A 24208-nucleotide genomic window follows, 5' to 3' on the forward strand; every position below is an offset into this window, starting at 1 on the left:
GATTTTTTATTTCAGTAAGTAAGACGTCTTATTTAAGGTCTTTTTATCAGTTAAAATAAGCCTTTAATCTTATCAAGCTCTCTCAAGCATCCGGTCTAGAGCAAGCTTAGATAAATGCGCAGTTTCAGAATCGACCTTAATTGGATTAATGACAACTCCATTCTTAAGCTCCTCTAATACCCATAGCAGGTGAGGTAAATCAATGCGATTCATTGTCAAACAAGGACACATATTAGGGTTTAGTGAGATAATCGTTTTATCTATATGTGTATCGCTTAACCGATTGACTAGATTCATTTCTGTCCCAACTGCCCATTTTGTACCTGGTGCTGCTTTTTTCAAGGTTTCTATAATGTAATGTGTTGAACCTGCATCATCCGCTAGTTGAACGACTTCATGTGAGCATTCAGGATGAACAATAATTCTCATGTCTGGTTCATTCTTACGCAAATCAGCGATGTTTTGCACAGTGAATTTTTCATGGACAGAGCAGTGTCCCTTCCATAAAATAACCTTTGCCTGTTCAAGGTCACCTTCGTATTCAAACTGGTTGTTAATCGGGTTCCATACAGCCATTTGGTCCAAAGGAACACCAATATCATACGCTGTGTTACGACCTAAATGCTGATCAGGTAGGAATAGAAGTCTTGGCTTTTGAGTGAAAGCCCATTCAATCATCTTTTTCGCATTAGAAGAGGTTACCGTTGCGCCACCATGCTTGCCACAAAACGCTTTAATAGCCGCTGTAGAGTTCACATAGGTAAGTGGAATAATGGTGTCACCAAACATTTCCTGAAAAACTGTCCACGCTTTTTCTGTTTGATCAATATCAGCCATATCAGCCATTGAACAGCCCGCACGCATGTCAGGCAAAATCACCTGTTGATAATCATCTGTTAGAATATCAGCAGTCTCAGCCATAAAATGTACACCGCAGAATACAATGTACTCTGCCGCCCGATTCCCAGCTGAAACCTGTGCTAGCTGCAGAGAGTCACCTGTAGCGTCAGAGAATTGAATGACTTCATCCTTTTGATAATGATGTCCGGGTATAAATAAACGATCCCCAAAATGGGCTTTGATTTCATGAACACGGGCTTCCATGTCTGGTACGCTCAATGCTTTATAAGAAGCAGGCAGCATAGACTGCTTGCTTAGAAGATTTAGTACACTCATCAGAATTACCTCCAAAATAATGTGAATTATTTCACAAAATAAAGAAAATTAGCCTAGATAAGATGAAATTATCAGCTGTTTGAAACATTAGCTTTACATGTGTCTTGACATCTATATTGACACAAAACTACAATAATAACAATAGGTTTTTACTTTTATATATAAATTCTGTTCAAAAAAAGGGAGTCAAGGTATGATCTATTTAGATTATTCAGCTACAACACCCATATCAGAGCAAGCACTACAGATCTACCTAGAGGTAGCTAAAAACTATTATGGTAATCCAAACAGTCTACATGACATAGGAGGGCAGGCAGCTCAGTTGTTAGAGGGGTGTCGGGCAAAGCTTGCTACTTTGATTCAAGCCGAATCAAGAGGAGTATTTTTCACTGGTGGAGGATCTGAAGCAAATGAACTGGCTATCCGCTCCCTTGTAAAAGGGAATGATCGAAAAGGTAGACGACTGATCACCACAAAGGTGGAGCATGCCTCCGTTTTAAACACATTTATAGCATTAGAGGAGGAAGGCTATGAAGTCGTTTATGCTCCAGTGGATGAGTATGGACAGGTGGATCTTGTCCAGCTAGAGGCGCTACTCACCGAGGATACCATCCTTGTGTCGATTTGTCATGCCAACTCAGAAATCGGGACCATTCAACCTCTTGAACAGATTGGAGAGCTATTGACCGAAAAGAAACATATTATATTCCATAGTGATTGTATCCAGTCCTTTGGGAAAATTCCTATAGATGTGCAAAAAGCAAAAGTGGATAGTATCAGTCTATCTAGTCATAAAATTTATGGACCAAAAGGAGTGGGAGCCTGTTACATCAGCCCTTCTGTTTCGTGGAAAAGCGTATTACCCCATATCTCTCATGAAAAAGGCTTTCGTCAGGGAAGCGTGAATCTGCCAGGGATAGCTGGCTTTGTCACAGCAGCAGAGGAAACAGTACTTACGCTAGGGATAGAGAAGGAGCGGGTTCGACGATTGACTCAACAATTGCTAGAAGGATTGCGTCAATTAAAATGGGAAATCGTTCTTGAAGGTCACCCTAAGACACGGCTACCTCATCATCTAGGGCTTAGGATTTTGGGTATGGAGGGGCAATATGCTATGCTTGAATGTAACCGGTATGGTGTAGCAATTTCAACGGGAACCGCTTGCCTCGCTCATGAAAAAGGCTCTTCAGAGACCATGCAGGCGATTGGTAAAACAGATACAGAAGCCAATGAATTTATTCGCCTGACCCTGGGCAAAGAAACAACAGAGGAAGAGGTTACCCAAACCATTAAGACTATTGATCAAATTTGCCAGCAATATTTTAAGAGGTAAGATCAAAGCTCAGGAACAGAACATAAGGAGCTTTTAGCGATAAACGGTTAACAGAAACTCTTTAACACACGTGGTCAACCGACCGCCGTCATGCAGTGCAACACCGTGCGATGGGAGCTGTGCACGGTACGTGAAAGGGAAAGGTTTTTTAAGGGAAATAGAGCGAAAAAAGTAAAGATCATTTGAATAGGCAGGAAGGGAGGAGTACTGTGGAAAAAGGAAAGCTACTAGGAGAGCAGCGTCGAGATACGATTTTAGGTTGGATTAAAGGCAGTGAGGGGCCGATCCCAGCCAGAGTATTAGCGGAAAAAGCGAAGGTTAGTAGGCAGGTCATCGTACAGGATATCTCACTACTAAAGGCCAAAAATGAGCCTATTCTAGCGACTGCTCAGGGTTATGTTTATCTAAGAAATTCATCAGAGCCTAAACCACAAAGAGTCATTGCTTGCTACCATACCCCACAGGATACAGAGAAGGAATTAACCTTGATCGTAGATCACGGAGCTACGATTCTGGACGTTATCGTTGAGCATCCCATGTATGGGCAATTAACAGCATCCCTTATGATTAGTAGTCGTCAGGATGTTAAGCACTTTTTGAAACAAATTCAAGAGAAAAAGGCATCACTGCTATCAGAGCTAACAGAAGGAGTACATTTGCATACTCTCCAAGCGGATACGACTGACATATTGGATGAAGTATGTGCTGTTCTTGAACAAGAAGGGATTCTTCTATCTGATACAACTACAGACACAGACATGGATACTGTACAAGCTTAAAAACAGTAGTTCTAAAAGTGTAGTGGCTTCAGCTAACAGACGTCTCTACACTGAAATCAAACGGTGGACTCGGCGCCTTAGAAGTGTTTATGTCTCTCACTAAAATCTAACGGACATAATTGCACCTTAGAGGTATTTCTTGCACTTCGAAAAATTCTAACGGTCAAAAACGCACCTTAGACGTGCATTTCAAACAAAACTGTTCAATTATTCATTCTAAGAGTCTAAAATGTCCGTTAGAGATGAAAGTAAGTCGAAATAGCTGTCTAAGAGTCTAAAATGACCGTTAGAGATCAAGGCAAGTTAAAATAGATGTGTAACAGTGCAACACTGTTACACTGAAAAAGTGAAAAAGTAAAAAAGTGCGACAGTAAAGAAGTGCAGCATTGCAAAGGTTGAAAAAAAGAAGCTATACCTTAGTGAAGAAAGAGAAATCTCCTGTTGTACAGCTTCTTATTTTATTCTAACTCCTACCTTATCATATCTTATAAGTTTTAAGTAAACGCAATCAGCATTTATTCACTCATCCTGTCCCAAAGAGCTTGGAACGCCTCTTCATCAACTTCAAGGAAAACCGGTACGTTACCGTATCTCACCAACTGATTAGGAAATAACACTAGCTGAACGTGAGTGTTGTCCTCTAGGGTTAGGTGAATGGTTTTACGCGATTCGTCCTCATATATTCCTTGCTCCACCAAAGGTTCTGCTGCAAGAGGGCGAGCCTCGTGTAATTCCTGAATAAAGCTTTGCAGAGCTCCGTCTGTTGATAAGGTATTGAGCTCTTCTTTGCCGTTATTCCAGCTATCAAAGCTCTCCCATTGAGCAGAGCTGATACGACCTTCAAGTTTTAGCTTACCTAGAAGATCTTCCCCATTGGTAATGGTCATACCGTTCATGTTTTCATAGATATCGGCGTATATTTGTCCATCTATTTCAATATAGGACATAACTCTAAAGTCTGTATCATACCCGTTTACCGCATAAATTTCAGTTTCGCCAATATTGGAAGCAAGCTCAATATAATCATCCTCTGAGCTCCACTCATCAATTCCGCCTGTTGTTTGTCCAAGCTTCTCTCCTCGTAGCTCTAAAGCATCAGCTGGAGATAGCATGGATTCAGATTGAGTATACACATTTCCTTGATAAACAACTAAAGGAATCATATTAAGCATAGGACCATCTGTATCAGGTATCTCCATCTTCGGAATCGTTACACCATCGGCTACTTCAATTTGTGTTGGAACTGGCTGGTTTACCTGATTCCAAACGCTAGGGGCTGCTAAGCCGATACCAGCAGCAACCAATAGACTTGCCGCAATAATCTTGCCTTTATTGGATTTTCTCTTTTCCTGCTTGTTTTCTTCTATTTTTGCTTGGATACGTTGTTTCATTTTATCATCTGCTTTCATCTGATCCATCACTCTCTTATAGTTAGATTTAAAATTGTCCTGCTTCATGTTTCTGTTCTCCTTCCAGATCCAGCTTCAACAATTGTCTTCCACGCTGTAAGCGCATCTTTACAGCGGATTCACTGATTTTTAATATCTCACTGATCTCTCGAACAGAGTAATCCTCGTAGTAATAAAGATGTATGACATTTTTATACTTGATAGGAAGAGCTAGAACAAGACTAATGAGCTCTCGATCAGCAGGTGTCGTGAAAATCGACTCCATACCTTCAAGCTTAACCTCACGCTTACGCCATACTCTGCCTAGCATATTTTTGCAATGATTAGTGAGTACCCGGATTAACCAAGCCTTCTCATGTTCTTCGTCATTGAACACGGGACCCTTTTCCATTAACTTAATAAAGGTATCCTGTATCGCTTCCTCTGCATCTTCCTTATTGCCAAGATGAACAATCGCGATTTTGAACAGCGTGTGTGCGTATTTCTCGTAAGAGCCTGGCACATGTTCGCCCGGCCGGAGCAAATTTTGCTGCATGGCTATTCTGTCCTCCTTTACCTTTAACACAGTTAAGGACGTGAATCGGTCACATTTTGTTCCTTGTATTCCCATATTATTTTCCTTCACTCTAGTTTCTGTTCTAGATTCTGTCACAACCTGACTCGAAAGTGCCATTCAAAATTTGATATGCTTAAGCTACAATGGTAAGTAGTTTATGAGAGAAGAAAGGCTGATAGTTAGCCTTGATTAAAAGTTTTATTCTATGAGGTGATGTAATTGGGAAATACAGCAATGAATAAAAAGCTCCTCTTTATTTTAGGAGGAATTGTTCTACTGGTTCTACTTGGAGGCATTCTGTGGATAGGTGTGTTCCAGCAGGCTGGGGAGCCGTTAGACGTACTAAATCAAATAGAGCCATTTACATTAGAGGATGTTATGGTAGGGGATACGTATAACTCTGATAATGATAAAATTAAGCTTTTATCCTTCATTTTTATTAACTGTCCAGATGGCGTTTGTCCTACAACGATGATAGATTATAAGGAACTAGAGGAAACGCTGAAGGATCAAAACTTGTTTGGTGATGAGGTAGAGCTTCTGTCCATTACCTTTGACCCTGAAAGAGATACAACAGAGTTACTACGTGAGTATGGTGAAGCCTTTCAGGTAGATGCAGAGGGCTGGAGAGTATTGAGGGGCTCAGAAGAGGAGATTAAAGCGGTAGCTGATGGTCTCAAGTTCTTTTACGGCTTGAACGAGGATGGAACGGGTTATCACTCCACAACGATGTTTCTTCTAGATGCTGATCATCAGGTCCGGGGCCTATATTTAATGAGCAACACAAATCAAGGTATGGATCAGGAGGCTATCCTAGAAGGTATTAATAAGCTAGTGAAAGAGTAATTAGCTTAGCTTATAAACATAAAAGAGAAGGAAAAAGAGCAGACGACGATGCTGCTCTTTTTCGTGGTATAGGCTAGACAAGTATTATTTAGAGTTTCATATTCAAAGGGCACATGTTGAGAGTGATTTCTTTCCTTAACTGACATTGAAATGAGCAAAATAGAGTAGAGATTTAAAGCGTTTAACATCGCCCTCACCTTGATGATAGGGGAAACAAAGACTCGGAAGAAATAACCATCCACAGTTAATCCTTCCGAGTATGATTTGTATTTATTTTTACTAGAAGTGCTTTAAGTTCGCGCACTTCATTTCGTAGTGCAGTCAGTTCATGATTAACAGAGGTCACTTTAACATCGATCACATCTTCTTTTTCAAAAAGCTGAGCTCGTTCCGCTTCGTTGGCTTTTTCTACGTTACTCACAATAACTCCGATAAATAAGTTGATAATCACAAAAGAACCTACAAGAATAAATGTAATAAAATATATCCATGCCCAAGGAGCCTGCTCTAGCATAGGGCGCATTACTCCACTAGACCAGGAATCAAGCGTGACAAGCTGAAACAAGGTAAGCAACGTATCGTGCAGGGTACCAAACAGCTCAGGCTCCAATTTAGAAAATAGCATCGTCCCAACAACAGCAAAGATATAGAAAATCAATCCTAGTAAAAGCATAATATTCCCTAGCGCAGGAATGGTAAGTAAAAGAGCATTAACGACTCGGCGTAGAGAAGGAATAATGGAAATGGTCCGCAACAGTCGTAAAACACGCAAAATCCGTAGGACGGTTACAAAGCTTGCCCCTGCAAAAAGATGTCCAGCCGACACGATTGTAAAATCAAATAAATTCCAAGGGTCCTTAAAGTAAGAAAGTGTTGGTTTAGCTACAATAAGGCGCAAAACGATTTCAATCGTAAATAACCATAGGAGAATACGATCGGCAATACCAAGTAAAGTATGGTATTTTTGAAGAATAGCAGGGTACGTTTCAAGACCAACTATAATAGCATTTATGAGAATCAATACCATGACAGCCGCAGTAAAGAATGGGTGATTAACCACTACATCAGCTCGATCTCTGAAGGCGGTAGGCTGCTGGGTTGAGTTTGTTTCCTTCATTGACAATGACTTCTCCTTTTCCACTCTTCTCTTAATAGCCAGTAAGGTTAAAAAGGTATATGCTTCTATCCTATGTGTCTAGCTAGGCTTCGTCAAGCCTTCCTTAACGGCATAAATAGCTGCCTGTGTGCGATCCTCAACTTCAAGCTTCAAGAGAATGTTACTGACGTGAGTTTTCACCGTCTTGATCCCAATATATAAAAGCTCGCCGATTTCTTTGTTGCTTTTTCCTTCTCCTAAAAGAGCAAGCACCTCTAGCTCCCTATTGGTTAGAGCTGTATGTAGTTGATTTGCTTTAGTTCCAGGACGTTGTAGCCGATTCATCATCATACTAGCTACTTGAGAATCAATCATCGGCTCTCCCTTAAACGCTTTTCGTATGGCTTCGGCAATTGTCCCTGCGGGTGATGTTTTCAGCAGATAACTAAACGCCCCGGCTTCGATAGCAGGAAACACCTTTTCATCATTAATAAAGCTAGTAAGCACAATGATTTTAGGTAAACTTCCATCCTCTATTGGATGACTCATGATTTCCTTTGTTGCTCCAACACCGTCCAATCCATCCATGACTAAGTCCATGAGGATGACATGAGGCTGATGCTGCTTAGCTAGCTCAATAGCCTCCAGCCCATTTTTCGCTTGGCCAACAATAACTAGATCAGGCTCTGTTTGTAGAAAAGTAGCTAAACCCATGCGTACCATTTCATGATCATCGACGATTAAAACGTGAATATTCTCCATGCTATTCCTCTCCTTTCCTCGACTTAATCGGGATTCGTATATCAATGCGAGTTCCTTTACTAGGATATGATAGGATATCAATATGCCCTCCTATATCCATAATTCGCTCATGCATGGTGGCCAGACCGTAGGAGCTCTTTTTCTTCGTATTTTGATCAAAGCCAACACCATTATCCTCCATAAATAATAGTATACGTTCCCCTTTGTGCCACAATCTTAGCTCAATACGAGTTGCCTTGGCATGTCGGAGCATATTAGAAAGAGCCTCTTGAATGACACGAAATAAATGGTCCTCAATCCCACTTTCTAGTTTAATCTCGAGCTGAATATCCCATTTGAGCTGTAGCTCGGAGTACTTTCCTTGAATTTCTGTCAGGAGCTGATCTAAACCATCTATGAGTGTCTGCCCGTCAAGGGTTACAGGACGCAGGTGAAGGATTAGCGCTCGCAACTCCTGCTGAGCTTGATTGACAATCTTTTCGATTTGACCCATTAAGGTTTGAGCCTGCTCAGGGTTCTGTGTCATCAATCTAGGCAATGCCGATAAATTCATAGAAGCGGCAAATAATTGCTGACTGACCGCATCATGAAGCTCTCTGGCCAGCTTTCTACGTTCTTCTAAAGAAGCGGCTGCTTGGGATTGCTGTAGCAATTCGGCATTTTCGTTAGCAAGCTTTTGCAGAGCAAGCACCTGACCTTCAATACGGTCAGCCATATGATTATATTTCTCACTGATTTGGGCTAATTCATCCTCACCCTCTAAATCCAGTCTGTAATCAAGCTTTCCTTTACTAATGGCCTCTATGGCTCCAGCGATACCTTGAAGTCTTTTTTTTAAGCTGCGACCAAAGGGGAAGCCAAAAAAAGCAGTAAAAAACAAGGCTGAAATGATTCCACAAGCCGCAATGAAGAAAAGGAGAGTAAAATACTCCTTTGAATAAAAAGGAGGTAAGAAGGAGGACTCCAAAATAGGCTGCCAAGGGGAAAGCTCAGTAATTATCATAGAAGTCAAAAGAAGCAAGATGATTAATCCTGCTACACTACTAAGCGTACTCTTCAAAATCTCTAAAAAAATATGCCATTGTAAATTAACCAGCTTAAATTGATTCTGTAAAAAACGTCGAATCATTTTTGTGCGCCCCCTCTTAATCAGCCCGTCTGATATCAATCTCACCAGCACTTAGAGTGGCCACAATGTATACTTTCTTTATAGCTTCATTATAGTCCTCACTTTGATAGAAAGCGGATCGACCTGTCCCGTTAGCACTATCGCCTAAAACATCAACCTCACCTACACGAACTTTAGCATCAACATGTACGGAAAGATTTTCAGGAATTAACACACTAATCTCTCCTACAAAACCAGAGATATCTATGATCGTTTCCCCAGCAGGAATAATGGCTTTTGTCAGATCAATATCTACATCTCCTGCACCAAGCCACACGGTCATATCTTCTAGATTCCATGAGCCTCGTCCAATCTTCATATCCCCAACCATCATTTTTCTTCGAACAGGAAAATCCTGTGTTTTCATATCAAGATGTTTATCATTTTTCCATTTTCGTACCCTGCGCTGGTGAAAGCGGTTATTTAAGATCAATTTAAACCCTATATAGATAATGAGTAAAGGCCAGGCATACGTCCAAATATCTCTAAAGCTGATAGAAAACCAGTCTAAGTTATTACCTAGAAATATAAGACCAAGAAAGGTTAAGAGCAAGCCAGTAAATACACTTCCGCTAACACTACGGTTATTTGTAACAAGCCGATTTAGTGCGTTAATCAGCTCGCTGACTCCCCAAATAATTAGAATAGCCGGCCAGAAGGTAGCAAGGATCCACCCAATATTAAACTCTATATCTAGCAGACCTATATTCGATAATAAAAAGGCACCGCCGAGTAGTAATAGTAATAGTCCCCATAAATATCTAGCCATTCTCTTTCTCTCCTTTGGTTAGCAAAATCATCTACCTTGTCTACATACACCTCGAGCAAGATAGATGATTGATCATATTGCTCAAAGTTTATCCTTTAAGCCACGTGTACCTAGGCTTTGCTCACAATCTTTGTCTTAATACTCATTATATCACTTATTCTCTACACGCCAATCTACTTTCTTAATGATCAAGAAAACAGATACTAGTGTATAAGCTAGAAGGATAAGTGTATTTATTAAAACACTATTGGACCATCCCTCAATTAAAACGGTACGCATAGCGTCAGCTGCATAGGTGGTAGGGAAAATATAGGATAACCATTGCAAAAATACAGGGAGCTGGCTAATGTCAATCAATACCGGGCTCATGAAGCCAACAACCATCATCAATGCCTGAGCAAGCATGTTGACAAGCTGATGATTAGGAGACCAAAAACCGATCAATACTCCAAGTCCAACTACACTAGAAACCGTAAGCATTAAGACAAGAATAAGTCCCCAGCTAAACGTGAATTGGAGGTCATAGACCGCCTGACCTATAAACGCTAAAATGACGAACGATGGAACACACATAATTAAGCCGCGGAGTAAATTAGCAAAAATAAAATTAATTTTAGCAATAGGTAATGAGGAATAATACGTAAAATGTCCTTGATGCTTTTGCCATGAAATTTCCTGGGACATCACATTAAGCCCCATAATGACCAGCCCGAATAGCATATTTCCAGTAATAATTCTTGTCATCATTTCCGGTGTAGGATCAACAGTGAAAAATCTAAGAAACATCAGTGTTGTCAAAGGGAACATACAGGCCATAACGAAAATCCAAACCCATGCTTCCCGTATAATAGAAAACTGAATGCGGGATAAAATCAGCCATTCTGTAATCTTCCTTCTAAAGCCTCCTTGCTGTATAGGGAACTCCATAGCTCCTTGAGCATGCAACATGTTTTGATTTGAAGATTGCTGGTTTGTTTTCATGTCTACACGGCCTCCGCATTTTCCTGAATTCGATCATCATCGATATGAAAATAGACATCCTCTAGGTTTGGAGGAACAAGTGAGTATTCCTCAAGGGGCAAGGCGGGGTCACCAAGTCGTTCAATCGCCTGACTAGCGTCTTGCTTTTCTAGCAAAGTACGGATACGGTTTTCTCCTACCTTGGTCCATTCTCCAAGCTCGCTCAGCTCTTTGGACAACAAGTCGCTTTTTCCAGAGGTAGCTGTGACCTCTAATCTCATTCGCTGATCGACCCGTTGCTTTAAATGACTAATATGATCAATAGCTAAAAGCTGTCCGTGATTAACGACCGCTACACGATCGACGACCTGCTCAGCCTCTAGTACATTGTGTGTAACAAGAATAATTGTTGCCCCTTGTTGATTGCGCTCCTTGATTAAATCCCAAACAAGTCTTCTCTTCTTGGGGTCTAGCTCATTGGTCGGTTCATCTAAAATCATAACAGGAGAATAGCCAATGAGGCATGTTCCTATCCCTATTAATCTCTTCTGTCCGCCAGATATGTTTTTTAATAGCTTGTTTCGCAAGCTCTCCAATTCAAAGCGCTGTAATAGCTCTTCTGATTGCTTCAATGCGACATCCTTCGGTAAGCCTCTTAAGCGTCCGGTAAAATACAGAGCTTCCCATACTTTTAATGAAGTTAAGGCATGTGGCTCTTGAGAGTAATAAGCAACCTCTTGGGCCACTTTTTTCGTTTGCTGTAGAACCTCAACTCCTTGATAAAACACTTTTCCTGAAGTGGGAACAATATGTCCTACCATTTGCTTAATCAATGTAGATTTACCTGCTCCATTCGGTCCTAGCAGACCTAAAATTTCCCCGCGCTGTACATAAAAACTAATATCCTTGTTTGCCTGCACCTTTCCTTTCTTATACTCTTTATTAACGTGGTCTAGCTCATACACGTATGTAATCATCCTCTACTTCACTCCTTAGCTTTCTTCAATTTCCTAATTTGTTACATCCATCATATAAAAAGAAGTGAAGTGGGGTAACAGGCGTCAGCAGGGTTTTCAGCTCCGTCTTAAGACCGAAGGAAGAAAGTGAAAGTGAGAGATTGATTTAATCTTCCCTTATTCAATATGAAACAGTTTGTTAAAGTGAAAATCTATGTGAGGTCATTAATTTCGTTCGTTTGATAAGGACAAATGTATTTTTAATCACTGCTTTTTCGACTTTATCTGTCTCTTTCTTTCAATTCATGTTCTAGCTCTTTCTTTTTCAACAAATAACTTTAACAAAAAAAAGAAGCCTTCTTCCTGCTACCTAGCTAGTAAGCATTTATAGAAGGCTTCCGTGTATTAAACTAGTTTAAGACGTAGTATCTGTTCAAGAAATGAAGATTATCTCTATCTTTACATACTCGGATGTTCAGATTCTCGGGTACTCGAGTACTCGAGTACAAGAAGATTAGTTCTTCCCGGCAGGCACCTCATCCCCGCGTTTAGGATCAATCTCACCCTCAAAGTTAACCCGTATCGAGGAGGCATGCATCCAATCGGCATCATCCATCACATGAAAATGAATATGAGGTTCACTAGAATTTCCAGAGTTTCCGCAAAGACCGAGCAGATCACCCTGCTCTACAGTATCCCCCTCAGCTACAGTTACAGACCCCTCTTTAAAGTGGGCAAGGACACTAAACTCACCATTCCCATGATCCAAAATGACATGGTTTCCTAGAGGCTGTTCTGCATTTGTTTCAACCTGTGGTGTATTATCCTGAATCCCGTTTTCCACAGAAATAACAGTCCCCCCAGCCGGAGCTACGACTTCCTTACCAAAGGCGAAATAGCTTTCATTTTCGGCAGGGTCGCCCGCGTAGCTTGATCCATTCTGCATAATTGACCAATCATACGCATAGCGCTGGCTTTCTACGGCATAATGGTAGTTGACCATAACGTTCCGTCCACCCCAAAAGGTGAACCATGTCTCAGTAGTAGGTACGATAAAGCTTGTTTCAGATAGCTTTTCATCCGTTTCAGGAAACGAGCTTAATGGAGTGAGCTGAAGGCCAGCAATCGCCTGATCAGCATCAAAGTACGTTTGAATTCCCTTAGTGCCTGACTGGTCGATCCACAGGTACTCCATCAATCCTTGTACGGGAATCGTCGATAGCAGCTCAAAGCTAGTAACATTCTCATTGTAGGAGGTTGAAAGCTCTATAAAGGCTGCTTCATCTACGGCTGCTTTAAAATCAGAGCTTGTCTGAGCATAGATTTCGGAAAAGTCCCCACGTGTAAAGGCTTCTCCAAATTCCTGTGGATCAATAGTCACTATACTCTCTCCTTCGTCTCCCTCTACAGGATCTGTTTGTTCAGTAGATTCACTATTGTCTGGATCAATAGGTATGTTTTCGTCTTCAGTACTACAAGCTGTGAGCAGGGTCAGAGCTAGTGCCCCTACTCCTATACTTTTAAGGACAGGCTGTATGGCTTTCATTATGTACTCCTCCTTTAGTCATTTGTCTTTATTTACGAAAAAGAGGAGAAGGCGTTTCGAATAATTTACCTAGAATAACTCGTAAAGCTAGTCCTGCTACTCATTCTTTTTTCTGAGTTCAGTTAATCGATAGAATGTTCCCCGCCAAACGATGCCTCCCTTAAACATAGTGAGCAAAATAGCCCTGACAAAAACGAAGCAAAACAAAAGTACACTTACAGGGAGCAGAAACATGTTCAATCCAGAATCGGAGGACATTTTTCTAACATGTAGAAGGTATAACGTAAAGATGAGAGCAATCGTTAAGCCATAGCTAAGTAGTTTCCAGTCCTGCCAAATAAAAATAGCAATGAACGGAAATAGAAATACAAATAGCTGACCAAACAAAGCAAAAAAAGCAAGAGCATAGCTGTAATGGAGTCCAGCAAATGCGTTTTTTTCCAAGCCTTGAATCGCTTCCTTTAACGTAGGATACCATTCTACTTGAAGCATTGACTTAGCTGTATGGACGCGCTGACGAAAACCCCCTTGCTTAACCTTCATACCAAGCTGGAGATCGTCATCAGGTCTCATCGATATGGAGCGGTGAGTACCAATCTCCTCGTAGACGCTTTTCTTAATCAAATTAAAGGCTCCGATCCCCACACCATATTTATGTTGTTTATCATTATTGGCTACCCAGAGGCGTTTAAACAGAGTAAAGGAGAAGAGAAAATAATGGACAAATAGCCGTAAAACAAAGTGCTTCGCCTCCATTTGTGGAGAAAGGGTAAGAAGATCGACCTGTTCCCCCTGAGCGGCAGCTACAGCACTCCTAAGCATGGCAGGATCAAAACGAACATCAGCATCGGTAAATAACAGATACTCTCCTTTGGCTAGCTGTACACCCTGATATAGGGCATGATTTTTGCCAATCCATCCGTCTGGAAGCTCTGTGATATCTAGCTGTTTAAGCGTAGGAGAAGATGAGCGGTTTATGCTTTGCTCTTCCCACCAAGCCTGTAGCTCCGAAAGCCTATTCGCCGTACCGTCTGTGGAACGATCATTCACAGCAATCACTTCAAAGGCAGGATAATCCTGTGCTAAAAGCTGTTTAATAGTACGACTAATATCCTTTTCCTCATTTCGAGCGGCAACAATGACGGATACAAAAGGAAGTCCTACATTTGACATGGAACCATTATAATTAGCTGCTGTAGGGTTATTATGATGGACCCTATCATTTGGCATTTTTTGAATCTCTTTAATCGATCTCAGCCCGATTAAGCTATCTATAAATATACCTAACCAATAAACTAATGTTAGAACGGCAAGAACATCAAATAATAGCATGAATGTGTAGCACCTTTCTATAGGAATGAAGTTACTCCTATTATATCTCTGAAGCTATTGAGAAATATAGAGAACATTCTACGATTTACTGAACAAGACAGCCACATAAAAAATATTTTTTTAGAGTCAAATAAGCTAATTAGCAACAGTACCAACTGATCAGCTCTCATGGTGACGAATTTTAGGCAGAAGCGGCTATTTGAATTCAGTAGATTTTCGATTAAAATAGAGATAGAATAAAGCAGAAACAACTGTTCGTGTATCGGAAGAAAGGGGTAGCAAGGTGAGTGACATCCTACAAACCTTAAATGAGGAAAAAGTATTTAAAGATCCCGTTCATCGCTATGTCCATGTGAAGGATCAGCTGATCTGGGAGCTCATTAATACTCCAGAGTTTCAACGCTTAAGGAGAATTAGGCAGCTTGGGACAACGTATGTGACGTTTCATGGAGCGGAGCATAGCCGTTTTAATCACTCTCTAGGTGTCTATGAGGTGATGCGTAGGATTATTGAACAGCTCAAAAATAAAGCGGAATGGACCCGGGAGGATCGCCTACTTTGTTTGAGTGCCGCCCTCTTGCATGATGTCGGGCATGGTCCATTTTCACATAGCTTTGAAAAGGTGTTCCATACAGATCACGAGGAATGGACACAAGAAATTTTACTTGGTGATACCACCATCAATAAAATCCTACGTAAGGTAGGAGAGGATTTCCCTCTTAAAGTGAGTGAGGTTATTGATAAAACATCAGACAATAAGCTTGTTGTAAGCTTAATCTCTAGCCAAATTGACGCAGATCGTATGGATTATCTGCTACGCGATGCTTACTTTACTGGAGTGAATTACGGGAACTTTGACATGGAGAGAATCCTGAGAGTCATCAGACCTCATGAAGAATATGCGGTTATCAAGTACAGTGGTATGCATGCTGTAGAGGACTATATCATGTCTAGATACCAAATGTACTGGCAGGTTTATTTTCATCCAGTAACTCGGAGCTCGGAGGTTATCCTACGCAAGATTTTCCAGCGTGCTGCTCATTTGTATGAGCAAGGGTATCCATTCAAGCAGAATCCAGATCATTTAATCCCCCTAATGACAAAAAACGTATCCCTCAAGGCCTATTTAAAGCTTGATGAATCGGTCGTCATGTATTATTTCCAAATCTGGATGGAGGAAGATGATAATATTCTTAAGGATCTTTGTCAGCGTTTTATGGACAGGCAGTTATTTAAATATATAGAGTATCTTCCTACAGCAAACGCTGATGAAGATGTTTATGCTAAATTAAAGCAGCTGTTTCTTGAGGTGGGTATTGATACGGATTACTACCTAGTGGCTGACTCCTCCTCTGATTTGCCCTATGATTTCTACAGACCTGGTGAAGAGGGAGAGCGTATACCTATTAATTTACTTATGCCTAATGGAGAGCTAAAGGAGCTTTCCAAGGTCTCAGATATTGTCCAAGCGATTACAGGGAAAACAAGGACAGATCATAAGCTATATTATGCCCAAGAGCTCATTGAGGAAAAAGCACAGCATAAACAATACGCAGAGAAAGTCGTTCAAATCAAACGTTTATTGGGTATATCATCATAGATCCTAGGAAAGACATACAAAGCGAAAGGACGGAGAGGTTGCATGCTAATCGAGCATTCGAAGCTATTATACGCTATTCAGCAAGCAGGTCAGGTAGTTGGAAGAAAGAAGCTGCAGAAAATCATCTACATATCAAAAAAATGCCAGTACGATTTTCAGCAGAAATATAATTTTCACTTTTTCGGCCCCTATTCAGAGGAGTTAAGTCTACAAATTGAAGAGCTGACCAACCTTGGCTTCATTCAAGAAGTGAAGGAGACAAAATCGGGCTACTCACAATATAACTATGAGCTTTCTGATAAAGGGAAGGAATATTTGGAGGTCTATCCGATCGAGATGGAGCGTTATCAATCTTTTGTCCATGATCTGAATGAGCAAAGCTCTCGTTTTCTAGAGCTTGTTTCAACGATGCTTTATTTCGATAAGCTGGAGCAGGAAGCCTTATTCCAAAAAGTAGCTAAGGTGAAGGCTAAGCAGAATTATACGGATGAAGAAATGGATCGAGCCTTCGTTTACATTAAGCAGCTAAGGGCTGTAAATTAAAATTATGTTCTGAATTAAAAAGTGTATTGTACAGAAAGCAAGAAACGATTAAAATAAGGACAGTGTATATGTAAAATGATATATACTAGGACAGCCAAAGGGGTAGAGAGGACGCTCTCTACCCCTTTGGTGTTTAAATAATCGCTTTTTGCCTGAGTGTAAGTAACCTAGCAACCAAGCTTGCTACCCACCCCACCATTGCCTAAGCTTCTGCCAAATGGTGGACGGTGGTTGATCCTCCAGGGGCACAGGCGCCATATCTGGATCAGGAAGATGCTCATGGCAGTATTCTAATGGCTCTGTCCCTTGTTTAAAATACATCAGCTTTTGAACAGGGCAATGCTCTGTAGCTAATAAGCCGCTGTTTGGATTTACATACGCTCCTACTACCCCATCTGGCACATCATAGAGAGAGGGAAGTCGATCATGTAAGGCTCCTTCAATAAACTCTGCCCAAATCTGTGCCGAAAGCCTGCCATCATTATTATGATTGATCAGCTGATTCATATCATAGCCAATCCACACCCCTGCAACCAATTCAGGTGTATAGCCAATCATCCACGAATCTGTGTCGGTAGAGCCTGTTTTCCCTGCCACAGGACGATGAAGCTGCGGAGCTACTCTAAACCCAGTACCCCCTTGTTCAAACACGCTACGAAGCATACGTGTAAGGATAAACGTATCTGCCTTGTCCAAGACTAACTCTTGCTGGACAGCCCCTTCCTGTACAATTACATTTCCATTCCGATCCTCGATGCGTAGAATAGCGATAGGCTCCGCTTTAACACCCTCGTTGGCTAGAATGGAATAGCCTTGAACCATCTCAAACAAAGAGACATTTTGTGCTCCTAAAGCTAGAGAGGGTAAGGGGCGAAAATCACGCTCAAAACCAAATCGCTTCAAAGTATCTACTAGGCTCTGTTCTCCTAAATAAAGGAGAGTTTTTACGGCATAAATATTATCTGAGCTAGCAATGGCCTGCTCCATTGTAATAAAGTCATTTGGATACGAATTATTGAAATTGCGGGGGCTATACGTTGCTCTCCCCTCGTCATAGGTAAATACCGTAGCTTCACTTTTCATCTCTGTTAAAGGAGTTAATCCCTGCTCAAGTGCTGCATAGTACAAAAAAGGCTTGATCGAGGAGCCGGGCTGTCTCTCAGCAAAAACACGGTTGAACGGAGAGGCATCGTAATTTTTCCCTCCTACCATTGCTTTAATATGTCCAGTTCTAGGCTCTATCGCTAGCAAGGCTCCTTGCAGATCCCTGTCCTGAGGTAAAAGGCGTTCTACGGACTCCTCCGCTACCTGCTGCATATGAGCGTCTAGCGTTGTGTAAATGCGCAGCCCACCGTGATTAAAAAACTCCTCTTCAATCCCATACTCATGGATCGCCAGCTGCCGAACATAGTCGGTAAAATAAGGAGCGATATCAGGGGCGTTTAACAATCTCTCCTCCTCACTCAAAAACTGTAAGGGCTCCGCTAAAGCCGCTTCTTTTTCAGCGGAAGTGATAAACCCTTGCCGCTCCATTAAACTTAGAATTAGCTGTTGCCTAGCTACAGCATTCTCCATGTTGAGATAAGGTGAATAATACCTAGGTCCTTTTGGTACTCCTACAATCATAGCTGCTTCAGCTAAACTAAGCTCACTTACTCGCTTCCCAAAAAACAATTGAGAGGCTGCTTCAACACCATAGGCGGAATGACCGAAGTAGATTTGATTTAAATAGCGCTCTAGGATTTCCGTTTTTGATAGATGGAGCTCTAGCTGAATCGTGTACATAGCCTCCTGAAGCTTCCGCTTTACAGTCCGATCATGGTTCAAGTACAAATTCCGAGCTAGCTGCTGTGTCAGGGTACTTGCACCCTCCACAATTTGTCCACTTCTAATATTCGACAGTAAAGCTCCCCCCACTCTTCTAACATCAATACCAAAATGCTCAAAGAAGCGTTGGTCCTCAACAGCTAACGTAGCTTGAATAAGGTATTCAGGAATGTCATCGATAGGCACATAAACCCGATTTTGTCCTTTGTGTATCGTATCCATGATTTCTCCATCAGCCGCATAGATCGTGGTGGTCTCTTGTACCTGAGATGGGGGGAGAGGCTGAGAACGTAGGAATAATAGCCCTAAAATGGCAAGAGCCGCACATAATAATAGAAGAATAATGGCAATAACACTTAATCTACCTATCCAGCGAAAAAGTCGAACGACCTTGGATTCTCTTATGACCTGCATAGCCAATCAAGCTCCTATCCTATATACTTACTAGTATTTAGTATGGATAGAGAAAGAAGCTTTTATACTTTTTCCACTTGCATTTCACAGAGGTTCAGATATAATTTGTTTGTTAAACTTTAAATTAGACTGTGAATTCGATCGAGGCCATATGTCCGCTAGAGTTAATAGACTTGTTTAATATCTTATTCAAATACAAATCTTTCAATTTAAAAATACATGCTATAGAGGTGATCCAAAAATGGAATTATGGTTTACAGAAAAACAAACAGCGACACACGGGATAACGAGTAAAATCTCAAAAACACTACACTCAGAGCAAACAGAGTTCCAAAAGCTGGACATGATTGAAACGGATCAATTTGGCACAATGCTCGTTCTTGACGGCATGGTCATGACAACAGATGTAGACGAGTTTGTCTACCATGAGATGGTCACTCATGTTCCTTTATTTACTCACCCTAACCCTAAAAAGGTTCTTGTTGTAGGTGGGGGAGACGGAGGAGCCATTCGTGAAGTCCTAAAGCATCCTTCCGTAGAAAAAGCCGTTCTTGTAGAAATTGATGGGAAGGTTATTGAATACTCTAAGCAGTATCTGCCTAATATTGCAGGAAAGCTAGATGATCCTCGGGTAGAGGTTCAGGTCGATGATGGCTTTATGCATATTCATAATCATAAGAATGAGTATGACGTGATTATGGTCGATTCCACAGAGCCTGTAGGACCAGCAGCTAAGCTGTTCGAAAAAGGCTTCTACCAAGGAATTTATGATGCATTGACAGAAGAGGGAATTTTCGTTGCTCAATCGGACAACCCTTGGTTTCATGGAGATCTAATCAAAAAAGTATTTGCTGATGTACAGGATATCTTTCCTGTAACACGCCTGTATACCTGCAATATTCCAACCTACCCAAGTGGGATGTGGACGTTCACATTAGGCTCTAAAAAGCATGATCCAGTAGAAGTAGATATCACGAAAATTCCAGAGCTAGATACGAAATATTACACGCCTGAGCTTCATCGTGCAGCGTTTGTGCTGCCTAAATTCGTTAAGGACTTAACGGAGAAGAAATAACAAGCTTCATACTAGAAGAGAATATTGATCAAACTGATACAAAGAATTTCAGAAAGATCGATGTTAGGAGTTTATGATTTACAGCAACAGTAGATAGAGGTGGGAGTAGCAATGAGATTTGACGAGGCATATTCAGGAAATATATTTATCGCAAGTCAGCAGGACTACAAAGAAAGTCAGGCTGTCCTTTATGGGATGCCAATGGACTTTACCGTTAGCTTTAGACCTGGGTCACGCTTTGGTCCAGCAAGAATACGCGAGGTTTCTTTGGGCTTGGAGGAGTATAGCCCTTATTTAGACCGTCATCTTGAGCAGGTGAACTACCATGATGCAGGGGATATTCCACTGCCTTTTGGTAATGCAGGTAGAAGCCTTGAGATGATTGGAGAGTTTGTGGCAAAGCTATTACAAGAGAACAAGTTTCCATTAGGTCTTGGCGGTGAACATTTAGTTTCCTGGCCAATTATCCAAGAGATGTATAAAAAATACCCTGATTTAGCCATTATCCATATGGATGCTCATACTGACTTGCGCGAGGAATATGAAGGGGAGCCTTTGTCTCACTCTACCCCTATTCGTAAGGTGTGTAATCTAATTGGGCCACAAAATGTCTATTCCTTTGGCATTCGTTCAGGCATGAGAGAGGAATTTCAGTACGCAGCTGAATCCGGGATGCATCTATATAAGTTTGATGTCGTGGAGCCATTAAAAAACGTACTTCCTAGCCTAGCAGGACGCCCTGTATATGTGACTATAGATATTGATGTACTTGATCCTTCAGCCGCACCAGGTACAGGAACGGCAGAGGCAGGAGGAATTACCTCGAAGGAGCTTTTGCAAGCGATTCATTTAATTGCGGGGTCAGAGCTTAATGTAGTAGGAGCCGATATTGTCGAGGTTGCTCCAGCGTACGACCCATCAGAGCAAACTCAAATTGTGGCTGCTAAACTAGTGAGAGAGATACTTTTAGGATGGGTAAAATAGGTGTCTCTGAGCGTTTTAGGCGTACACCTGTGACCGTAACTATACACACTGCTACGGAGGATCAGAGTGAGGCTGAAACGTCTGAAACGTATCAAGGCCAGTTGTATGAGGGAAAGCGAAAAAATTTCTTAATCTATGAGGAGCAAGTGGAAGAAGGCGGGGCTATTCAAAGCACTATAACCTTTAATGACCAGCAGGAGAAGCATGAGGTCAAAATCATTCGTCATGGTGCGGTTGAAATGAATCAGGTGTTTCAGGCTGGAGAATCCATCATAGGGGCATATCGTACGCCACTGGGTAAATTTAACATGGAGACGACGACATATATCTGTGAAATCACACGAATAAATAATGGAGGGAACATCACTCTGGAGTATGATGTGAAATTGAATGGACAGCCTATGGGAAAACGCACAGTAAAGATTCAGTTTCAAATTATACATTCCTGATGGGATGCACCTTGCAAGTGCTAGAGTCTTAGGGCTCTGGCTCTTTTTCATTTCTAAGCTCAATAGTAGGTATTGTCGAGTAAAACAGGTCTTTATTACAACATTACATCACTTGTTCTAGTATAGAACAGCTATTTTCACAGAGGATCAGCCTCATCATGCTACACTTAAACTAAATCTGATCATACTGGTGATAGTCTTGGCAAATGTCGGAGAACAAATTAGATTATTTCGCAAACAAATGAATCTTACGCAAAAGCAATTAGCGGATCAGTTGAACGTATCTCGTTCCGTTTTAACGAAATGGGAAATCGGGACGTTATCTCCTGATTTACAGGCTCTTGTTCAGCTTAGTGAATTGTTTGATGTGAGTATTGATGCTCTTGTAGGTAGACCTTATCCACCTACACAGGTTTTGCGTGAGATTAGAAAGCTGTACACAGTTGAGGAAGAAGAAGCGATAGATGAAGAAATGATTCAAATCATTCAATATCTACATAGCTATCCTGAGATTAAGCAGGGAATGCATCAGCTTTTGAGTAAACCTAAGATGCAAAGAAAGCCTGTAGAAGAAATTATGAAGACAGCCTTTAGAGAGTTGTTGAAATAGGCCTATGAAATGAGAGATGAACAGGATTTGCTTTGTTCATCTCTTTTTTGACAGTCTAAGAATTTATAAAATTTGATACAATGATTTCCTCAAGTTTTATAAATTCTGGCAGCATGTAAAAGCTTCCTCTAATGATGGACTAGACGACTTCTTCGAGAGGGCTACGATAGAAGCTTTTCATATTTAATGATTTTTTGGTTCAATGATTTGAAGAGATAAAAGATTAAGAACCAGTAGTAGCTAATGCTAAGATTTACAGCCATGGAGACAAAAGCAAGGAGAAGGAGGTAGCAAGCCGTTTCGGAAAGCTTCGGTTCGCTATATCTTCAGGAGTTAAACGCACACTGTCTTGAAAGTCCTCTATAAATAGCTGTTTAAGTGTCTGACAGACCTCTGGATCATACACAAACACACCTGCTTCAAAACTGTAGTAAAAGCTTCTTTTATCAATGTTGGCACTACCAATTTTGGCAATTTGGTCATCAATTAAAGCGATCTTCGCGTGGTAAAATCCTTTCTTATAGAGAAAAATGCGCCCTCCCTTTTCTAGCACCTGCTTGTAGTAGTGAAAGGAGGCTTGCTGGACAAACCAGCTATCTGTTTTGTAAGGGACAAGAAGAGTAATTGACACACCTTGATCAAGAGCCATGTGAATCGCATTTAAAAAAGATCTATTAGGAATAAAGTACGGAGTAGCCAGCCAAATATGCCTTTGAGCCGAGCGAATCATTTGTGTGTACACCTGCTTCATGATCTGCTTTTTCATATCTGGTCCACTCGGTACAATTTGGGCTAAAATGGTCTGTTCCTCTAAAGGCTGTGAGATAGAAAGCTTTAAGCTTGCTTTAGCATCATAGAGGGGAAAGTATTGCTTATCCTCTTCGATTTTCTGGTTTTTAACATAGTACCAGTCTGTAACAAAAATGCGCTGTAATAATAGAACGGCTTCTCCTTCAACAAGCAAGTGGATATCTCGCCAATAGCCTTTTTTAGGATCCTTGTGTAGGTACTCATCCCCAATATTAAGACCACCTGTAAACCCTACTTTACCGTCGATTACAGCAATTTTCCGGTGGTTACGGTAATTAAGATGAAGCAGAAAAGGAAGCTTAGGTGGAGCGAACACGCCACATTGGATGCCATAATGTTTAAGCCTTTTTAAGGTCTTTTCGGAAAATTGGAGACTGCCTACTCCGTCCACTAGGATTCTAACAAGCACTCCTGACTGAGATTTTTTGATAAGTAAGCGCAAAAGCTTTTTGCCGATCTCATCATCCCTGATTGTATAATAAAGAAGATGGACATGGTGAGTAGCCTTTTGGATTTCATGAAAGAGCTTAGCATACGTTTCCGGTCCATTGACTAATATGTTGAAGCGGTCATTTTGAGTAATGGGGAATAAGGTGCTTTGTTGGATAAAGGCTAAAAGATTGGCGTGAGCTTTTATTTCAAAGCGGTTTTTGGCTTCATCAATGGAAAGGTGCTGATGAAGGCTTTCAAAGACTTTATGATATAAAGTAGCGTCAGCACGTTGTTTTTTTTGAAACTGTCTGCGCTTGCTGAGGTGATAGCTTACGTAAAAGATAATAACAGCAATAATAACTACTATTACAGCCCATAGAACCCAACCCATGTTAACACCCCTCCTACTTCTATATAAATTAAAATCTAAATTAAATCTAAAGTAGCTCTAATTTTATTGTCTTTATACACGAACTAACTGTACTCCTTGTTTGACTTCTTTTATGTTCCCAATCTTAACAGGCAATTATACTAAAACCTTAAAACTAAAGAACGGTTCACTAACGATATGTATGGCAGCTCATTGCGCAAAAGAACAGCACGAGATGTAAAAAATGAAAGCGGTTACCAAAGGCATACTCAGATGGGTGATACTTTGATATAATTAAATGAACAGATGATTTGTAACAGTCAGAAAGTATAAAATTTGATACTATGTATTCTTCAAACTTTATACTTTCTGACTGCAGGACATAGGACGACTTGCAACTTTAGTT

Annotated in this window: 22 protein-coding genes; 9 read left to right on the forward strand and 13 right to left on the reverse strand. The window is 41.0% G+C overall.

Annotated elements, in window-relative coordinates; genetic code table 11:
• Nucleotides 1–72: 72 nt before the first annotated feature.
• Entirely contained in the window at nucleotides 73–1176 is a 1104-nt protein-coding gene (gene nadA / locus J2S11_RS04740) for a quinolinate synthase NadA (RefSeq protein ID WP_307391630.1), read from the reverse strand.
• A 193-nt stretch (nucleotides 1177–1369) separates the two neighbouring features.
• Between nadA and J2S11_RS04745 the strand changes: the two genes are divergently transcribed.
• Nucleotides 1370–2509 (forward strand): IscS subfamily cysteine desulfurase, encoded by a 1140-nt coding sequence (locus tag J2S11_RS04745; protein WP_307391633.1) that lies wholly within the window; start codon nucleotides 1370–1372, stop codon nucleotides 2507–2509.
• A 209-nt stretch (nucleotides 2510–2718) separates the two neighbouring features.
• Complete coding sequence (locus J2S11_RS04750; RefSeq protein ID WP_307391636.1) at nucleotides 2719–3288, forward strand: transcription repressor NadR; 570 nt, start codon at nucleotides 2719–2721, stop codon at nucleotides 3286–3288.
• Between the two features lie 515 nt (nucleotides 3289–3803).
• Here J2S11_RS04750 and J2S11_RS04755 read toward each other — a convergent pair.
• Nucleotides 3804–4745 carry a hypothetical protein gene (locus J2S11_RS04755; protein ID WP_307391638.1) on the reverse strand — a complete coding sequence of 314 codons (942 nt, stop codon included), beginning with the start codon at nucleotides 4743–4745 and terminating at the stop codon, nucleotides 3804–3806.
• Nucleotides 4726–5232 (reverse strand): RNA polymerase sigma factor, encoded by a 507-nt coding sequence (locus J2S11_RS04760; protein ID WP_307391641.1) that lies wholly within the window; start codon nucleotides 5230–5232, stop codon nucleotides 4726–4728. Before J2S11_RS04760 ends, J2S11_RS04755 begins: the two co-directional genes overlap by 20 nt.
• A gap of 255 nt (nucleotides 5233–5487) precedes the next feature.
• On the opposite strand from J2S11_RS04760, the gene J2S11_RS04765 reads away from it, so the two are divergent.
• Entirely contained in the window at nucleotides 5488–6099 is a 612-nt protein-coding gene (locus J2S11_RS04765) for an SCO family protein (protein ID WP_307391644.1), read from the forward strand.
• A gap of 244 nt (nucleotides 6100–6343) precedes the next feature.
• Here the strand turns inward: J2S11_RS04765 and J2S11_RS04770 are convergent, their stop codons facing one another.
• The 8 genes from J2S11_RS04770 to J2S11_RS04805 all read right to left on the reverse strand — a co-directional run bounded on the left by J2S11_RS04770 (nucleotide 6344) and on the right by J2S11_RS04805 (nucleotide 14688).
• A complete protein-coding gene (locus J2S11_RS04770) occupies nucleotides 6344–7216 on the reverse strand; it encodes an ion transporter (protein WP_307391647.1) in 873 nt (290 codons plus the stop codon).
• A 78-nt stretch (nucleotides 7217–7294) separates the two neighbouring features.
• Nucleotides 7295–7957 carry a response regulator transcription factor gene (locus tag J2S11_RS04775; protein ID WP_307391650.1) on the reverse strand — a complete coding sequence of 221 codons (663 nt, stop codon included), beginning with the start codon at nucleotides 7955–7957 and terminating at the stop codon, nucleotides 7295–7297.
• 1 nt (nucleotide 7958) lies between these two features.
• Nucleotides 7959–9086 carry a HAMP domain-containing sensor histidine kinase gene (locus J2S11_RS04780; protein ID WP_307391653.1) on the reverse strand — a complete coding sequence of 376 codons (1128 nt, stop codon included), beginning with the start codon at nucleotides 9084–9086 and terminating at the stop codon, nucleotides 7959–7961.
• A gap of 16 nt (nucleotides 9087–9102) precedes the next feature.
• A complete protein-coding gene (gene liaF / locus J2S11_RS04785; protein ID WP_307391656.1) occupies nucleotides 9103–9894 on the reverse strand; it encodes a cell wall-active antibiotics response protein LiaF in 792 nt (263 codons plus the stop codon).
• 150 nt (nucleotides 9895–10044) lie between these two features.
• The gene (locus J2S11_RS04790) at nucleotides 10045–10875 is read right to left on the reverse strand and encodes an ABC transporter permease (protein ID WP_307391659.1); all 831 of its coding nucleotides are present in this window, start codon (nucleotides 10873–10875) and stop codon (nucleotides 10045–10047) included.
• A gap of 2 nt (nucleotides 10876–10877) precedes the next feature.
• Nucleotides 10878–11831, reverse strand: a complete 954-nt coding sequence (locus tag J2S11_RS04795) for an ABC transporter ATP-binding protein (protein ID WP_307391661.1) — start codon at nucleotides 11829–11831, stop codon at nucleotides 10878–10880.
• A 493-nt stretch (nucleotides 11832–12324) separates the two neighbouring features.
• Nucleotides 12325–13356 (reverse strand): M23 family metallopeptidase, encoded by a 1032-nt coding sequence (locus J2S11_RS04800; RefSeq protein WP_307391663.1) that lies wholly within the window; start codon nucleotides 13354–13356, stop codon nucleotides 12325–12327.
• A 96-nt stretch (nucleotides 13357–13452) separates the two neighbouring features.
• Nucleotides 13453–14688 (reverse strand): glycosyltransferase family 2 protein, encoded by a 1236-nt coding sequence (locus J2S11_RS04805; protein ID WP_307391665.1) that lies wholly within the window; start codon nucleotides 14686–14688, stop codon nucleotides 13453–13455.
• A gap of 283 nt (nucleotides 14689–14971) precedes the next feature.
• Between J2S11_RS04805 and J2S11_RS04810 the strand changes: the two genes are divergently transcribed.
• Nucleotides 14972–16288 carry an HD domain-containing protein gene (locus tag J2S11_RS04810; RefSeq protein ID WP_307391667.1) on the forward strand — a complete coding sequence of 439 codons (1317 nt, stop codon included), beginning with the start codon at nucleotides 14972–14974 and terminating at the stop codon, nucleotides 16286–16288.
• A gap of 42 nt (nucleotides 16289–16330) precedes the next feature.
• Nucleotides 16331–16831 (forward strand): YwgA family protein, encoded by a 501-nt coding sequence (locus tag J2S11_RS04815; protein WP_307391670.1) that lies wholly within the window; start codon nucleotides 16331–16333, stop codon nucleotides 16829–16831.
• Between the two features lie 183 nt (nucleotides 16832–17014).
• Here J2S11_RS04815 and J2S11_RS04820 read toward each other — a convergent pair whose 3' ends face one another.
• Entirely contained in the window at nucleotides 17015–19072 is a 2058-nt protein-coding gene (locus J2S11_RS04820; protein WP_307391672.1) for a transglycosylase domain-containing protein, read from the reverse strand.
• Between the two features lie 241 nt (nucleotides 19073–19313).
• On the opposite strand from J2S11_RS04820, the gene speE reads away from it, so the two are divergent.
• From speE to J2S11_RS04840, 4 genes are all read left to right on the forward strand, one after another.
• On the forward strand, nucleotides 19314–20147 hold the full coding sequence (gene speE / locus J2S11_RS04825) for a polyamine aminopropyltransferase (protein WP_307391674.1): 834 nt from the start codon (nucleotides 19314–19316) through the stop codon (nucleotides 20145–20147).
• A gap of 111 nt (nucleotides 20148–20258) precedes the next feature.
• Entirely contained in the window at nucleotides 20259–21131 is an 873-nt protein-coding gene (gene speB, locus J2S11_RS04830; RefSeq protein WP_307391677.1) for an agmatinase, read from the forward strand.
• On the forward strand, nucleotides 21119–21580 hold the full coding sequence (locus tag J2S11_RS04835) for a YwiB family protein (protein WP_307391680.1): 462 nt from the start codon (nucleotides 21119–21121) through the stop codon (nucleotides 21578–21580). The genes speB and J2S11_RS04835 overlap by 13 nt, the downstream gene beginning before the upstream one ends.
• A 199-nt stretch (nucleotides 21581–21779) precedes the next feature.
• Nucleotides 21780–22190: a helix-turn-helix domain-containing protein gene (locus J2S11_RS04840; protein ID WP_307391683.1), complete on the forward strand. Its 411-nt coding sequence runs from the start codon at nucleotides 21780–21782 to the stop codon at nucleotides 22188–22190.
• A 253-nt stretch (nucleotides 22191–22443) separates the two neighbouring features.
• On the opposite strand, the gene cls is transcribed toward J2S11_RS04840, so the two are convergent.
• On the reverse strand, nucleotides 22444–23823 hold the full coding sequence (cls, locus tag J2S11_RS04845) for a cardiolipin synthase (RefSeq protein ID WP_307391686.1): 1380 nt from the start codon (nucleotides 23821–23823) through the stop codon (nucleotides 22444–22446).
• Between the last annotated feature and the right edge of the window lie 385 nt (nucleotides 23824–24208).

Source organism: Bacillus horti (assembly GCF_030813115.1).
GTDB classification, from domain to species: Bacteria; Bacillota; Bacilli; order Caldalkalibacillales; family JCM-10596; genus Bacillus_CH; species Bacillus_CH horti.

Coding starts and splice junctions, on each gene's coding strand:
- speB (WP_307391677.1), top strand. CDS start 20,259: ATGAGATTTGACGAGGCATATTCAGGAAATATATTTATCGCAAGTCAG.
- speE (WP_307391674.1), top strand. CDS start 19,314: ATGGAATTATGGTTTACAGAAAAACAAACAGCGACACACGGGATAACG.
- J2S11_RS04790 (WP_307391659.1), bottom strand. CDS start 10,875: ATGAAAACAAACCAGCAATCTTCAAATCAAAACATGTTGCATGCTCAA.
- J2S11_RS04815 (WP_307391670.1), top strand. CDS start 16,331: ATGCTAATCGAGCATTCGAAGCTATTATACGCTATTCAGCAAGCAGGT.
- J2S11_RS04800 (WP_307391663.1), bottom strand. CDS start 13,356: ATGAAAGCCATACAGCCTGTCCTTAAAAGTATAGGAGTAGGGGCACTA.
- J2S11_RS04775 (WP_307391650.1), bottom strand. CDS start 7,957: ATGGAGAATATTCACGTTTTAATCGTCGATGATCATGAAATGGTACGC.
- J2S11_RS04765 (WP_307391644.1), top strand. CDS start 5,488: ATGAATAAAAAGCTCCTCTTTATTTTAGGAGGAATTGTTCTACTGGTT.
- J2S11_RS04755 (WP_307391638.1), bottom strand. CDS start 4,745: ATGAAGCAGGACAATTTTAAATCTAACTATAAGAGAGTGATGGATCAG.
- J2S11_RS04835 (WP_307391680.1), top strand. CDS start 21,119: ATGGGTAAAATAGGTGTCTCTGAGCGTTTTAGGCGTACACCTGTGACC.
- cls (WP_307391686.1), bottom strand. CDS start 23,823: ATGGGTTGGGTTCTATGGGCTGTAATAGTAGTTATTATTGCTGTTATT.
- J2S11_RS04795 (WP_307391661.1), bottom strand. CDS start 11,831: ATGATTACATACGTGTATGAGCTAGACCACGTTAATAAAGAGTATAAG.
- nadA (WP_307391630.1), bottom strand. CDS start 1,176: ATGAGTGTACTAAATCTTCTAAGCAAGCAGTCTATGCTGCCTGCTTCT.
- J2S11_RS04760 (WP_307391641.1), bottom strand. CDS start 5,232: ATGCAGCAAAATTTGCTCCGGCCGGGCGAACATGTGCCAGGCTCTTAC.
- J2S11_RS04780 (WP_307391653.1), bottom strand. CDS start 9,086: ATGATTCGACGTTTTTTACAGAATCAATTTAAGCTGGTTAATTTACAA.
- J2S11_RS04820 (WP_307391672.1), bottom strand. CDS start 19,072: ATGCAGGTCATAAGAGAATCCAAGGTCGTTCGACTTTTTCGCTGGATA.
- liaF (WP_307391656.1), bottom strand. CDS start 9,894: ATGGCTAGATATTTATGGGGACTATTACTATTACTACTCGGCGGTGCC.
- J2S11_RS04745 (WP_307391633.1), top strand. CDS start 1,370: ATGATCTATTTAGATTATTCAGCTACAACACCCATATCAGAGCAAGCA.
- J2S11_RS04770 (WP_307391647.1), bottom strand. CDS start 7,216: ATGAAGGAAACAAACTCAACCCAGCAGCCTACCGCCTTCAGAGATCGA.
- J2S11_RS04805 (WP_307391665.1), bottom strand. CDS start 14,688: ATGCTATTATTTGATGTTCTTGCCGTTCTAACATTAGTTTATTGGTTA.